Here is a 14,245-nt window from a genome sequence, read left to right on the forward strand (position 1 = left end):
CCCGACTTCCCCTGGTCGACCGCGACCACGAGCCCACCGGACACGCCCCGACCGGACACGCCCCCACCGGACACGACGCCCTCAGGCCTCCACCGGCCGCAGCCGCCCGGCCCAGCGCTGCTCGGCCTCGGCGTTCGGCGCGTCCGCGCCACTCGTATTCATCGACCGGTACACCGGGATGCGCACGCCGCCCCGCTCGAGCTCCTCGATCGCGCGGGCGACCAGCAGCTGCGCGGCGAGCACGGCGCTGAGCGTCGACGTGCCGCAGGCGTAGCCGCCGCTCGCCAGGGGCACGACGGCGTCTCCCGGCGGTGTCAGGGTGTCGATGATGACGTCGGCGTTGTCGAAGAGGGAGGTGCCGGTGGCGTCCCGGCTGGGCATCGTGCGGCTGTGGCCGACCGAGCCGATGGCGATCACCGGCACGCCGCGGTCGCGTACGAGACGGGCCATCTCGACGATGGCGGGGTTGAGCCCCGAGTTGGACGCGATGACCATGGCGTCGCCCGGCCGTACGTCGTGCAGGCCGAGCACCGCCGCGGCGACGCCCGGCTCGCGCTCCAGCTTCGGGTCGCGGATCGCCTCCGGCGGCTGGTCGCCCCAGAGGACAAGGTCCTTGATGGCGAGGAGGTTGGTGGGGATGAAGCCGCCTGCTCTGGCGACGAGCTCAAGAGCCACGCTGCGCGAGTGGCCGGTCCCGTACGCGTGCAGGATGCCGCCCGCGGCGAGCGCCTGCGCGATGGCCGCTCCCCCGGCGGCGATGGCGTCGCGCTGCTCGTCGATTACGCGGCGGAGCTGGGCGAGCGCGGTCGCGGCGTAGGTGCCGGCCAGGTCCTCGCTGTCGGCGGTGGTCATCTCTGCACTCAAGTCGGCACCTCTTGCAGATAGTTTCGGCCAAGACCGTAATTAGCCAACATCCCGGTGCCGTTGAAGTCAAGAAGCAGCCTTCGCCAGCAGCGCGCTCGCCGCGGCCACCAGGCGCTCGCCGGAGTCGGGGGTGAAGAGGCTGCTCAGCGCCTCGTACGTGCCGTGCCGGTGGGCCGCCGCGTCGGGCAGGTAGCCGAAGTAGCCGTCGCTGTAGCCGACGACGCGGGTGGCGTCGGCGGGGCCCGCGGCGAGGATCCGTTCGGCGAGGCCGCCGGTCAGCTCCACCGGCAGGTGCACCCAGGCGAGGCCCGCGAAGGTGACGACACTGATCGGCAGCGCCAGCGACTCCGGCAGCTCCGCCTCCACGAGCCGCACTTGGCGGCGGGCGCCGTCGAGCCGGGTGGCCGCGATGCGCGCCTCGGGGGTCTGCGGCGCGTCGGCGTGGGGGCGCCATGCGGCCTCGGCGGCGGCGAGGTCGCGCGCCGCGTCGTCGCGGGTGGGCCGCGGCCGTACGGGCAGCTCCACGGTGTCGCGCAGGACGCGCGCTACGGCGTCGGGCGGCAGCGGCCGGGCCTCGTCGTGCAGGGCGCGCAGCACCGGGCCGGCCAGCACGGCTCCGAAGCGGGCCACCTCCGCGAAGTCCCGGCCCCGGCGCAGGAGTCGCGGGCTGGCGTCGCCCGCTGGGCCTTGCAGAAAGCCGATGACGGGAGGCCGGGCGGGGGCAAGGGCGAAGGGGCCCGGGCCAGCGGCCTGCCCCGCACCGGCGAAGGGGCCCGGGCCAGTGCCCTGCCCCGCACCGGCGGCGGGCCTTGCGCCGGCGGCAGGCCCCGCGCCGCCCGCGGGCCCCGCACCAGCACCCTGCCCCGCACCGCCCGCGGAATCCGCGAAGGCGGAGGGCGCCGCATCCGCGGCAGCCTCCCCGAAGCCGGCCGGCCCACCGCCGGCAGCCTCCCCGAAGCCGGCCAGCCCACCACCCACGGCAGCCTCCGCAAACCCAGCAGCCGCCACCAAGGCCCCGCCAAGAACCGCCCGCACCGCGCCCGGCCAGTCCGCCGACCACAGCATGTTCTCCGGCCCGAGCACCGTGGGATGCCCCGCGTGGTCGTACAACAGCGCCCGCACCGCTCCACTCCCAGGCGCCCGTAGCGCAAGCACCCCCGTGCGGTCGTCGTGCGGCCCTTCCGGCCCCTGCCGGTTCGCGGCGACGCCGGGAGTCGCGGCCAGGCACCACTGCGCTTCTACGGGCTCAGCCGCGGACGCGGCCGCGACGGCCAGCGCGCCGACCGCATCGACCAGCCCGGCCACCAAGTCACCCTCCCGCTCCTCGGCATCCGACGGATGCAGCGCCCCGGTCCATCCCGAGGGCCCGGAGTGCGTGTGCGACGCACAGACGAGGACGTGTTCCGCCGGGATCTCCAGCGCCCGGCCGACCCCGGCCCGCAGCTCACCGGCCAGACCGGCATCGACGGCGACGGCATCGAGCGTCAGCCAGGCCACGGCATCCGACCCGATGCCCAGGCAGATCAGCGTCGCCAGCAGCGGATCGTGCCGCCCCACCGCCCCCCGGTCACCGCGCGCCGCGTAACCACCGAGCGGCCGGCCGGCCTCCGGCGTGATATCGGCGGTCGCGGCCCGCAGCACGAGCGCTGCCTCGGGGGCTGACTGCGACTCACCCGGGACGGGGTGGACCGGCATGGTGCCTCCAAGCTGTCCGGTGCATTGTCTGGCCTCTGGGGCGATGTTACGGTCCGGACCGTAACTATCGCCAGCCCGCGAGGAGTTGCCATGCCGCCCGTAACACCATCGCGCCGCACCCTGCTCGCCGGAGCGCTCGCCGCCACCGCCGCCACCACCCTCGCGGGACGCTCCGCCGCAGCCGCCCCCACCGGCCACCCCACCGACCTGGGCACCCCCCTCAAAGACGTCAACCTCAACGGCTTCGTAGGCACCGCCCCCGACAACACCCCGATCCTCTACGGCGCCAACAACGGCCGCCCCGCCGCCCTCACCTCCGTTGACGCCCGCACCGGCGCCGCCCGCTGGACCAGCGACCTCCCGGGCGCCACCGCCGCAGGCGCCTTCGTCCAGACCGCCGCCGACACCCTCTTCCTCGGCGCGGGCGGCGGCCACCTCTTCCGCGTCGACACCGGCACCGGCGCGGTCACCGACCTGGGCGCGGCGCTCGACGGCGAGACCGAGGTGCAGGGGCTCGCCCTCGGCCCCGACGGCAAGCTCCTCTACGGAGTCACCTTCCCCGGCGCGAAGCTCTTCTCCTTCGACCCCGCCGACGGCGCGGCGAAAGACCTCGGCGCCCTCGCCGACGACACCGGCCAAGGCCACGCCGTCGCCGCCCACCAGGGCAAGCTCTACGCGGGCACCATGGTCCCCGCCCACTTCCTCGAGATCGACACAGCCACCGGCGAGCCCCGCGAGATCCCCCTCCCCGACGAGGCCGACCCTGGCAATCCGCAGACCTCGATCTTCGAGATCACCCCGGTCGGCGACCTCCTCTTCGTACGAGCGGGCGACGACGTCAAATACGCCACCCTCTTCCCGTACGACCCGGCCACCGGCACCTGGAAGCCGGGCATCACCGACGTCGCGGGCCTCGGCGTCTCCCCCGCCGGGCCGGACGGCGAGGTGTACTTCATGCGCAAGAACAAGCTCACCGCGTACGCGCCCGCGACCGGCACGCTCACCGAAACCGCACTCACCTACCCCGGCCGCGTCTACAACTTCCGCGGCGCCGACTGGGTCGAGCTCACCGACGCCGACTGGCCCGGCAAGACCCTCACCGGCTTCTTCTGGACCGGCGAGCCCTGGCGCTTCAACCCGCAGACCGGCAAGGCCCAGCTCCTCGACAACGTCGTCCCACCCACCCCCGTCGGCATCCTCTCCCTCTCCCCCGCCGCCGACGGCGGCGTCTGGGCGGGCGGCAAGCTCGCCGGCTTCGCCCACGTGGACGTCCACGACGGCACGGCCGACTACCACCACTGGTCACAGCCCGAGTCCATCGTCGACGACGGCAAGGCGGTGTGGCTGGGCGCGTATCCCGACTCCCGCCTCTACCGCTACGACCCGGACCTCCCCTTCAACGACCCCGACTACCAGCCGGGCCCGCCCGGCAGCGCGGTCAACCCGCGAAAGCTCGCGGACTTCTCCGGCCGCCCCGGCAAGCCGCAGGACCGCGTCCACGCCATGCTCCGCACCGGCCGCCGCGTCCTGGCGGCCACCGGCCCCAAGCGCGCCTCCTTCGGCGGCACCCTCGTCATCTCCGACCTAGCCGGCAAGGACGTCCGCATCTACGACAACATCCCCGGCGACCGCGCCCTGACCTCCCTGGCCGCCGCCCGCGGCGTGGTCTTCGCCGGCAGCTGGATCAACGGCGGCACGGGCACCGGCTCCACCAAGCCGCCTGAGGCCGAGGGCACGGTGCTCGCCCTGGACCCGCGCAGCGGTGACGTGCTCTGGCAGCGCTCGCCGCTGCAAGGCGCGCCCAGTTACGTCGCCACCACGGTCGACGCCCGCGGCCGCCTCTGGACCCTCGCCGGCACGACCCTGCTGCGCCTGCACCCGGCCACCGGAGCCGTACTCCGCCGCGTCGAACTCCCCGGCAAAGTCGACACCAAGGGCATGACCTGGCCGTGGATGGCCGGCCAGATCTCCCGCGTGCCCCGCGCCGACGCCCTGTACGTCAAGGTGGCCGGCCGGCTGCACCGGGTGCGCGGTGGCGACGGGAAGGTCACGGACCTGGGAGAGTTTCCGTACGGTCTGTTCACCGTCGCGGCCGACGGCCGCCTGGTGATGTGCGACGAGGCCCGCCTGTTCAGCACCCCGCCGCCCGACCGCGCCTAGTACCTGGCACCTGACCCCGTAGGAGACCTCGTGCGCCCCGTCATCGCCGTCGCCCTGGAAGAGGGGCTGCGCGAGCTGTTCTTCACGCCGCAGCAGTGGTCTGCCCTGGAGGCGGCGGCCGAGCTGCGGCTCTGCGGCATCGCCCCGGACCGTATGACGCGCGAACTCACCGAGGCCGAGATCGTGATCACGGGTTGGCACACACCGCGCCTGGAAGGCGACCTGCTCGCCGCCGCACCCCGCCTCGCCCTCGTCGCCCACACCGGAGCCGCGGTCCGCTTCCTCGTCGGCGACGAACTCTTCGGCCGCGGCATCCGGGTCACCCAGACCGGCGAAGCGATGGCCCCGGCCGTCGCCGAGGTCGCGCTCGGCTTCACCCTCTCGCTGCTGCACCGACTGCACCGTTACGACCATGCGCTGCGCGGCGGCGTGGACTTCGAGGTAGCCAGACAAGAAGCGCCAGAAGCCCACGAGTTGCGGGGCTCGGTCATCGGAGTGATCGGAGCGTCCCGCACCGGCCGGGCATACCTGCGGCTGATCGAGGCCCTCGGCGCCATCCCGCTCCTGTACGACCCCACCTGCGACGCAGCGGACGCCGCCCGGCTCGGCGCCGAACTCGTGCCCCTCGACAACCTGCTCCGCCGCTCCCGCGTCGTGGCCCTGCACGCCCCCGCGATCCCCGAGACCCGGCATCTCCTCGGACGCCGCGAGCTGGCCCTGTTCCCCGACGGCGCCGGGCTGGTGAACACGGCACGCTCCTGGCTGGTGGACTCCGACGCGCTCCTCGAAGAGCTGCGCACCGGCCGCATCGACGCCGCTCTGGACGTCTTCGACGAGGAACCGCTCCCCGTCACCAGCGCGTTCCGCGCCCTGCCGAACGCGCTCCTCTCCCCCCACCAGGCGGCAGGCACCGCACAGGCCCGCCTGCGCCAGGGCCAGATCATCGTGGACGAGATCACCCGGCACCTCGCCGGGGAGCCCCTGCGACACGAAGTGACCCCGGAGATCCTCGCGATCAGCGCCTGAGCGACGCGACGACACACCTTCAGATCTGATGACCCGTCAGATACCGTCTGCCGCATGGACACCGTGGACCAGCTCCTCCGCGCCCAGTGGAACGACCACCGCCCCGGCCTCCGATACCAAGACCTGGAGCTCACCCGGCACGACATAGCCGCCGCGGCGGCAGCCCGGGCCGCCCTGCTCGCGGACCTGCTGCCACCGGGGCGCGAGCCGCACGTCGGCGTGCTGCTGGGCAACGTGCCGGAGTATCCGCTGTGGCTGAGCGCCGCCGCCCTCGCCGGAGCCGCGGTGGTCGGCATCAACCCCACCCGGCGCGGCGAGGAACTCGCCCGCGACATCCGGCACACCGAATGCGCGGTCATCGTCACCGACCGGGAGCAGCTGCCGCTCGTCGCGGGCCTCGGGATCCCACTGCTGGTCACGGACGCCGACACGTACGAACAGCAACTCGCCCCGCACCGCAGCGCCCAGCCGGCGGACTTCCCCGAACGCGCCCCGGCCGACCGGATGCTGCTCACCTTCACCTCCGGCTCGACCGGCGCGCCGAAGGCCGTGATCGTCACGCAGGGGCGGCTGGCACGGGCCGGGCAGGCGCTGGCGCGGCAGTTCCGGCTGGGGGCGGAGGACGTGCATTACGTGTGCATGCCGCTCTTTCACGGCAATGCGGTGATCGCCGGCTGGGCGCCCGCGCTCGCCGGCGGCGGGGCGGTGGCGCTGCGCCGGAGCTTCTCCGCGTCCGGATTCCTGCCGGACGTGCGGCGTTACGGGGCAACGTACTTCACCTACATCGGCAGAGCCGTCCAGTACATACTCGCCACGCCGCCCACCGACAACGACCGGCAGCACCAGCTCCGCATGGGCTTCGGCACCGAGGCCGGGGCCGTGGACGCAGCACGCTTCGAGGAGCGCTTCGGGGCACCGCTGATCGAGGGATACGGGTCGTCGGAGGGCGGCGCCGCGATCCAGCGGACGCCGGGCACCCCCGCGGGAGCGGTGGGCCGGGCCTCGCCCGGCGACGACCTCGCGGTCGTCGACCCGGCGACGGGCGTCGAGTGCCCGCCCGGGGTCATCGGCGAGCTGGTCAACAGGAGCGCGTCGGCGCGGCGCTTCGAGGGCTACTGGCGGAACGAGCAGGCGGCCGAAGAGCGCCGCCGCGGCGGCTGGTACTGGTCGGGAGACCTGTTCACGCAGGACGAGGACGGCTGGCTGTACTTCGCGGGCCGCGCGGACGACCGGCTGCGGGTGGACGGCGAGAACCTGGCGGCGGCCGTCATCGAGGGCATCCTCGCCCGTTACGAACCCGCGGCCGCCGCCTGCGTATACGCGGTCCCCGACCCGGTCACCGGCGACCAGGTGATGGCCGCGCTGGCGCTGCACGGCAACACCTTCGACCCCGAGGACTTCCGGGCCTTCCTGACCGCCCAGGACGACCTCGGCACCAAGGCCGCGCCCAGGTTCGTACGCATCATGGAGCACCTCCCCGTGACCGCCACCAGCAAGGTGCGCCGGAGCGAGCTCCGGGCCGAGGCCTTCCGCTGCGCCGATCCGGTGTGGTGGGCGCCGGAGGGCGGGGCCTACCGGCCGCTGGCGGCCCCGGAGCTGGAGAAGCTGCTGCGGCAGTACGAGGAGCACGACCGGGCCGGGCGGCTGCGGTGTTGACCGCCTACAACCCCGCCCGGGCGAAGCGCCGTACCGACAACGGCACGAAGACCGCCAGCAGCACCGCCGACCACAGCAGCGTCGCCGCCACCGGATGCGCCAGCGGCCAGGCGGCGTCCGGCCCGGGAGCGCCAGGGTTGCCGAACAGCTCCCGCGCCGCCGTGACGGTCGCGCTGACCGGATTCCAGTCGCAGATCGCCCGCAGCCACGCCGGCATCCCACCCGTGGGCACAAAGGCGTTGGACAGCATGCTGACCAGAAAGGTGAGTGGCGCGATGCTGTTCGCGACATGGAAGGGCACCACCATGCCGAGGTAGGTGCCGACCCAGGACAGCACGTAACGGAGCAGCAGAAGCACCCCGATAGCGGCCAGCGTCGACCCGACGCCCTCATGCGCCCGCCAGCCGACGGCCAGCGCGCACAGCAGCATCACCGTCAGCCCGAACGCCCCGATGAGCCCGTCCGCCCCCGACCGGCCGAGGGGCACCGCCGCCCGCCTGGTGGGCATCGAGCGCAGCCGGTCCATGGCGCCGCTGTGGTGGTCCATGGCGACGTCCACCATGGCCGAGGACATGGCGGTGACGGTGGTCATCGCGAACAGCCCCGGCATCAGGTACTCGCGGTAGTTCGCGCCGCCCGGCACCTGGATCGCGCTGCCGAAGACGAAGCCGAAGAGCACGATGAACACGATCGGCGCCACCATCATCGCGACCAGGGTGCCGGGTTGGTGACGCAACCTGAGCAACTGCCGCTGGGTCAGGGTCCAGCCGTCGGCCAGGAGAATCATGCGACTGCCCCCAGGGTCTGGTCCCCGCCGGCGGGCTTGCCGGTCAGGGACAGAAAGACGTCGTCCAGGCTCGGCCTGCGGATCCCGGCGTCGCGGATCACGACGCCGGCCGCGTCGAGTTCGCGCACGATCCGCGGCAGCGGCGGCACCTCGCCGACGGCGGCGACCACCAGGCGCACCCCGTCCGCGTCCGGGCGCTGCCCGGTGAGTCGCTCCAGGACCGCCATGGCGCCGGGCAGTTGGCCGGCCGACTCCAGCTCGACGTCGATGTGGCTGCCGATACGGGACTTGAGCTCGTCCGGGCCGCCCTCGGCGATCAGCCGGCCGTGGTCGATGACGGCGGCGGCTGAGGCGAGCTGGTCCGCCTCCTCCAGGTACTGGGTGGTGAGGAGCACGGTGGTGCCGTCGGCCACCAGCTCGCGGACGATGTCCCAGACGCCGAGCCGGCTGCGCGGGTCGAGCCCCGTGGTGGGCTCGTCGAGGAAGAGCAGCCGCGGCGCGCGCAGCAGACTGGCGATCAGGTCGAGGCGGCGCAGCATGCCGCCGGAGTACGTACCGGCCAGCCGGTCGCCCGCCTCGCCGAGGTCGAAGCGCTCCAGCAGGTCATCGGCGCGCCGCCGGGCGCCACGGGCGCCGAGGCGGGACAGCTTGCCGAAGATCCGCAGGTTCTCGCGGCCGGTCAGCCCCTTGTCGAGGGCGGCGCTCTGCCCGGTCAGCCCGATCGCCTCCCGCACCTTCCCCGGCTCCCGGGCCACATCGTGCCCGGCGACGACGGCCCGGCCGCTCGTGGGCCTGGTCAGCGTGGACAGCACCCGGACCAGGGTGCTCTTGCCCGCGCCGTTCGGGCCGAGCAGCCCGTAGACGGTGTGCGGCGCCACGGCGAGGTCCAGCCCTTCGAGCGCCACGACACCGCCTCCGAACTCCTTCCGCAGCGCCTGGGTGCGCACGGCCGCGTTCTCCACGGAGACCTCCTCCAAAAAAACCGAGTACGTCGTATGCGGTAAGGGAAGCTAGCAAACCGGGTACGCAGTACGCAATGGCAGTCAGGCGCCTTTAGACTGGCTGCCGTGGTCAACCCGACGAACCCGATCATCTGGATGCGCCCCGAGAAGCCCGCCCGCGGCCCGGCGCCGACGTACAGCCGCGCCCGTATCGCCGCCGTGGCGATCGAGATCGCCGACGCCGACGGCATCGACGCCGTGACGATGCGCGGCATCGCGAAGGAGCTCGGGACGGGGGCGATGACCCTCTACCGCTACCTCCCGGCCAAGGAGGACCTGTACGCGGTGATGATCGACCAGGCAGTCGGCTGCGAGCCGCAGGCACCGACGGGCGACACCCGCGCCGACCTGGCCACCCTGGCCCGCCGCTACCGCCAGACCCTCCACCACCACCCCTGGCTCGCCGAACTCCTCGCCGGCCGCCCACTCATCGGCCCCAACCTCCTGGCCGCCAACGAACGCGACCTCACGCTCCTCGACGACCGCGGCCTGACCATCGAGGGCATGGTGGACGTCCTCAACGTGATCAAGCGCTGGGTCAACGGCACGGTGCAGGCCGAGCTGAGCCAATGGGCAGCCGAGCGCAAGTCCGGCCTGGACGAGCGCACATGGCAGCAGCGCATGGGCCCGTACCTGACGACCATGATCGCCACCGGTGACTATCCCCACCTGGACCGCATGATGAAGGAGGCCGAGTTCGGCGCGGCCGATGAGCGCTTCGAGCGGGGTCTGGCGATCGTCCTGGACGGCATCGAGGCGCGGCTTTCGGAGGCCTAAGCGGCCTCGCCTCCAGCCCGCGCATGGAGGCCGCTCGCATACCCGCGCCCGAAAGTGTGGTGTCCCACCACATACGACGGTGACCTGCGTCTTTCTAGCGTGTGGCGGCATCGAGTCGTCCCCGTCACCGCTACCGGAAGTGGTCACCATGCCCTCCTCGGCACCCGCACCCCCGCAGTCCCGCTCACTGCCGCGCATCGTCGCCGCGAGCCTGATCGGCACCACCATCGAGTGGTACGACTTCTTCCTCTACGGGTCCGCCGCCGCACTCGTCTTCAACGAGCTGTTCTTCCCGGACTCCGACCCGCTGACCGGCACGCTGCTGAGCTTCGTGACGTACGCCGTCGGCTTCGCCGCCCGCCCGCTCGGGGCGCTGGTCTTCGGGCACTACGGCGACCGGCTCGGGCGCAAGAAGCTGCTCGTCCTCAGCCTGCTGCTGATGGGCGGTGCGACCTGCGCCATCGGCCTGCTGCCGACGCACGCCACGATCGGCTCGGCGGCACCGGTGCTGCTCACGTTGCTGCGCCTGGTGCAGGGCTTCGCCCTGGGCGGCGAGTGGGGCGGGGCGGTGCTGCTCGTATCCGAACACGGTGACCAGAAACGGCGCGGCTACTGGGCCTCCTGGCCGCAAACCGGCGCCCCCGCGGGGCAGTTGCTCGCCACCGGCGTGCTCGCCGCGCTCACCGCACTCCTGTCGGAGAGCGCCTTCAACTCGTGGGGCTGGCGCATCCCGTTCCTGCTGTCCGGCGTCCTGGTGATCATCGGTCTGTGGATCCGCATGTCGGTGGAGGAGTCCCCGGTCTTCAAAGCCGCCCGCGAAAAGGCCGAGCAGGCCCCGTCCACCGAAGTGCCCCCGCTGCTCGGCGTGCTGCTGCACCACTGGCGCGACGTCCTGGTCGCCATGGGCGCCCGCATGGCCGAGAACATCAGCTACTACGTCATCACCGCCTTCATCCTCGTCTACGCGGTCGAGGCGGCGGACCTGAGCAAGCAGACGGCGCTCAACGCGGTGCTGATCGCTTCCGCGGTGCACTTCGCGGTCATCCCCCTCTGGGGCGCGGCCTCCGACCGCTTCGGCCGGCGCCCGATCTACCTGCTGGGCGCGATCGGCGTAGGCGCCTGGGCCTTCCCCTTCTTCACCCTGATCGACACCCGCAGCTTCGGCGCGCTGCTGCTGGCCGTCACGGTCGGCCTGGTCTTCCACGGCGCGATGTACGCCCCGCAGGCGGCCTTCTTCTCGGAGATGTTCGCGACGCGGATGCGCTACTCGGGCGCGTCGATCGGCGCCCAGTTCGCCTCGGTGGCGGCCGGCGCCCCGGCACCGCTGATCGCGACGGCGCTGCTCGCGGATTACGACAGCTCGACACCGATCTCGCTGTATCTGCTGGCGGCGGTGGCGCTGACGCTGGTCGCGGTATGGGTGGCGAAGGAGACGAGGGCGGCGGACCTGAGCGAGGACGCGCCGCAAGGCGACGACGCGAAGGGGCCAGTGACACATTCCAGCCCGTCCGGCGTTTGAGGACGAGCGCCGCCAGGCGCGAAGGGGGGTCTGGGGGCGCAGCCCCCGGCAACCCGCCCGCGAGTTCAACCTCCAGCCGCCAGCCGATGCAACCTCAAGGCCAGCTGGACTTCGAGCACTCGGGCCGGACTCTGCCAGTCCGGCCCGAGCAGCGCCGCGACCCGCTCCAGCCGCTGCGCCACCGTATTCACGTGCACATGCAGCGCATCCTTCGTACGGACCGGACTCATCCCCGCCGCGAAATACGCCTCCAGCGTCCGCACCAACTCCGTCCCCCGCCGCCCGTCATACTCCGCCACCGGCCCAATCGTGCGGCGCACAAACCCCGCCACATCCCGCGTCTCCCCCAGCAGCAGCCCGAGAAAGCCGAAGTCCTCCGCCGCCGCCCCCTCCCCCTCACGCCCCAGCGCCAGCATCGCGTCGAGGCACCGCACCGCCTCCGCGTAGGCGACGGCCACCGCCCCAGGCTCCCCCGCAGGCGAAGGCACCGCCGCCGAAGCGCCCACCGTGACCGGCGCATGCACAGCCGCGCCGAGCTGCCGAGCAGCCTCCCCCGCCGCACCAGAAGCCGACCCACGCGCGGGAAGCAGCAACACCACACCCCCATCCCGCGCGGCCGCAAGCCCATGCCGTACGGAAGCAAGATGCCCCGCCGCATCGACAAGCCGCTGCCGACCAGCCGGCCCGGTCAGATCCGCCCGCGCCGCCAGCACCACATGCGCGGCGTCCAGCTCCGCACCAAGCCGAGCCGCCCGCTCCCGCAACAGCCGCGGCTCGCGCCCCGGCGCGTCAAGAAGATCATCGAGCAGCTCTCCGCGCACCCGCTGCTCCGCCTCCCCCGCCGACCGGCGCGCAAGCAACAACAGCGAGGTCACCATCGCCGCCCGCTCCAAAGTCCGCTGATCAAGCGGATCCAGATCCGGATGCCCATGCAACCGCAGCGCCCCCAGGCACTCCCCGCCCGCCGCGACCGGCGCAACCCACCCGTCGCCGTGCCGCACCGCGTGCCCCCCGGCCCGTACCGGCACGGTCTCCGCCTCCGCGAACTCGACCTTCCCAGCCAGCACTTCGGACAGCGCATCCGCCACGTCCTGCACCCCACCCCCGCGCAACACCAGCTCCGTGAGCCGGTCGTGCACATCGGAGGCCCGCTCCATGGTCTCCTTGGCCGCCTCCAGCCCGGCCACCGCCGCCCGCGACCTGGCCAGCAGATCCGCCGACTCGATCGCGACCGCCGCATGCGCCGCGAAGGACCCGAGCAGCGCGATCTCCTCGCGCTCGAAGACCCGCGTCCGCCGGTCCGCGGCGTACAGCACACCGATCACCTCGCTCCCGAGAGTGAGCGGCACGCCGAGGATCGCGACCAGACCCTCGTCGCCGACGGCCGTGTCGATGTGTTCCATGTGCCGGAACTGCGGGTCGTCGAAGTAGGAGTCGGTGACGTACGGGCGGGCCGTCTGCGCGACGAGGCCGCCGAGGCCCTCGCCCATGCCGAGCCGCAGCTGCTGGAAGCGGGCGGCCACCGAGCCCTCGGTGACGCGCATGTAGGTCTGCTCGCTGGCCGGGTCGTTGAGGCTCAGATACGCCACATCCGTACCCAGCAGCGACCGCGCCCGGTGCACGATCGCGTGCAGCAGCGCGTCCAGGTCGCGCAGCCCCGCGAGGTCCTGTGCGGTCTCGAAGAGCGCGGAGAGCTCGGTCTCGCGGCGGCGCAGCCCCTCGTGCTCGGCGCGTACCCGCAGCGCCACCTCGCGCGCCTGCTCCAGCGCGGCGATGGCCTCCGGGCCCGCACCTCCGGCGCGGGCGCGCAGCACCGGCTGCTCGTACTCCCCGGCGGCGGCGCCGCGGGCGAGGAGCTCCAGGTAGGGCAGCTCGGGCTGGGTGGGGGCCATGTGCACAGACCTATCCTGCGGAACGTGTGGCGCGCCAGTCAGCGGACGCGTCAGTGGGCGGTCCAGCCGCCGTCGAGGACCAGCGAGGTGCCGGTGGCGAAGGCGGCCTGCGGGCCGCAGAGGTACGCCACCGCCTCGGCGACCTCCGCCGGCTCCAGCAGCCGCTTGACCGCCTGGTCGGCGAGCAGCACCTCGCGCAGCACCCGGTCCTCGGAGATGCCGTGCGCGGCGGCCTGCCCGGCGATCTGCCGCTCGACCAGGGGGGTGCGGACGTAGCCGGGGCAGACGCAGTTGGAGGTGACGCCGTGGGCGGCGCCCTCCAGGGCTGTGGTCTTGGAGAGTCCTTCGAGGCCGTGCTTGGCGGCGACGTAGGCGGCCTTGTACGGGGAGGCGCGCAGGCCGTGTACGGAGGAGACGTTGACGATGCGACCCCAGCCCTGGCCGTACATGTGCGGGAGGGCGCCGCGGATGAGGCGGAAGGGCGCCTCCAGCATGACCGTCAGCACCCGGTTGAAGACCTCGGGCGGGAACTCCTCGATCGGCTTGACCAGCTGCAGCCCGGCGTTGTTCACCAGCACGTCGGTGCCGGCCGCGGCCTGCTCGGCGGCGTCGAGGTCGGTGAGGTCGAGCGGCAGCGCCTCGACGGCGCCGGGGAGCCCCGTGGCCGTACGCGTGAGCTCCCCGAGCCCGGCGGCGTCGAGGTCCACGGCCCGTACCTTCGCCCCGGCCGCGGCGAGCCGCAGCGCGCAGGCCCGGCCGATGCCCCCCGCGGCGCCGGTTACGAGGGCGGTACGGCCGGAGAGGTGGCAGGCGACGGGGGCGGGCGCGGCTTCGGGTGCGAGGCTCATGGCGGCAGGCTAGGCAGCGG

At 73.2% G+C, this 14,245-nt stretch carries 11 protein-coding genes; 5 read left to right on the top strand and 6 right to left on the bottom strand.

The annotated features are described in order from the left end of the window. Positions 1-81 precede the first annotated feature (81 nt). Together ACNNMR_RS04390 and ACNNMR_RS04395 are read right to left on the bottom strand one after the other, a co-directional pair. Positions 82-864, bottom strand: a complete 783-nt coding sequence (locus ACNNMR_RS04390; RefSeq protein WP_419993171.1) for a sugar isomerase domain-containing protein — start codon at positions 862-864, stop codon at positions 82-84. A gap of 66 nt (positions 865-930) precedes the next feature. Continuing rightward, positions 931-2,559, bottom strand: a complete 1,629-nt coding sequence (locus tag ACNNMR_RS04395) for a hypothetical protein (protein WP_419993172.1) — start codon at positions 2,557-2,559, stop codon at positions 931-933. Between the two features lie 90 nt (positions 2,560-2,649). Between ACNNMR_RS04395 and ACNNMR_RS04400 the strand changes: the two genes are divergently transcribed. From ACNNMR_RS04400 to ACNNMR_RS04410, 3 genes are read left to right on the top strand one after another with little or no spacing between them, the layout of a single operon-like run. Beyond that, the gene (locus ACNNMR_RS04400; RefSeq protein WP_419993173.1) at positions 2,650-4,719 is read left to right on the top strand and encodes a hypothetical protein; all 2,070 of its coding nucleotides are present in this window, start codon (positions 2,650-2,652) and stop codon (positions 4,717-4,719) included. Between the two features lie 30 nt (positions 4,720-4,749). Next, the gene (locus ACNNMR_RS04405; protein WP_419993174.1) at positions 4,750-5,745 is read left to right on the top strand and encodes a hydroxyacid dehydrogenase; all 996 of its coding nucleotides are present in this window, start codon (positions 4,750-4,752) and stop codon (positions 5,743-5,745) included. 54 nt (positions 5,746-5,799) lie between these two features. Then, complete coding sequence (locus ACNNMR_RS04410) at positions 5,800-7,401, top strand: AMP-binding protein (protein ID WP_419993175.1); 1,602 nt, start codon at positions 5,800-5,802, stop codon at positions 7,399-7,401. A gap of 4 nt (positions 7,402-7,405) precedes the next feature. Here ACNNMR_RS04410 and ACNNMR_RS04415 read toward each other — a convergent pair whose 3' ends face one another. Next, entirely contained in the window at positions 7,406-8,188 is a 783-nt protein-coding gene (locus ACNNMR_RS04415; RefSeq protein WP_419993176.1) for an ABC transporter permease, read from the bottom strand. Beyond that, positions 8,185-9,150, bottom strand: a complete 966-nt coding sequence (locus tag ACNNMR_RS04420) for an ATP-binding cassette domain-containing protein (protein ID WP_419993177.1) — start codon at positions 9,148-9,150, stop codon at positions 8,185-8,187. Before ACNNMR_RS04420 ends, ACNNMR_RS04415 begins: the two co-directional genes overlap by 4 nt. 105 nt (positions 9,151-9,255) lie before the next feature. On the opposite strand from ACNNMR_RS04420, the gene ACNNMR_RS04425 reads away from it, so the two are divergent. Further along, positions 9,256-9,966 carry a TetR/AcrR family transcriptional regulator gene (locus tag ACNNMR_RS04425; protein WP_419993178.1) on the top strand — a complete coding sequence of 237 codons (711 nt, stop codon included), beginning with the start codon at positions 9,256-9,258 and terminating at the stop codon, positions 9,964-9,966. Positions 9,967-10,114: 148 nt separating this feature from the next. Beyond that, positions 10,115-11,485 carry an MFS transporter gene (locus ACNNMR_RS04430; protein ID WP_419993179.1) on the top strand — a complete coding sequence of 457 codons (1,371 nt, stop codon included), beginning with the start codon at positions 10,115-10,117 and terminating at the stop codon, positions 11,483-11,485. Between the two features lie 65 nt (positions 11,486-11,550). On the opposite strand, the gene ACNNMR_RS04435 is transcribed toward ACNNMR_RS04430, so the two are convergent. Both ACNNMR_RS04435 and ACNNMR_RS04440 read right to left on the bottom strand, forming a co-directional pair. Next, positions 11,551-13,377 carry a helix-turn-helix domain-containing protein gene (locus tag ACNNMR_RS04435; RefSeq protein ID WP_419993180.1) on the bottom strand — a complete coding sequence of 609 codons (1,827 nt, stop codon included), beginning with the start codon at positions 13,375-13,377 and terminating at the stop codon, positions 11,551-11,553. 50 nt (positions 13,378-13,427) lie between these two features. After that, positions 13,428-14,225, bottom strand: coding sequence for a 3-hydroxybutyrate dehydrogenase (locus ACNNMR_RS04440; RefSeq protein WP_419993181.1), 798 nt, complete (start codon positions 14,223-14,225; stop codon positions 13,428-13,430). Positions 14,226-14,245: the final 20 nt, after the last annotated feature.

It is taken from the genome of Streptomyces boninensis, from assembly GCF_048572725.1.
In the GTDB taxonomy this organism is placed as follows: domain Bacteria; phylum Actinomycetota; class Actinomycetes; order Streptomycetales; family Streptomycetaceae; genus Streptomyces; species Streptomyces boninensis.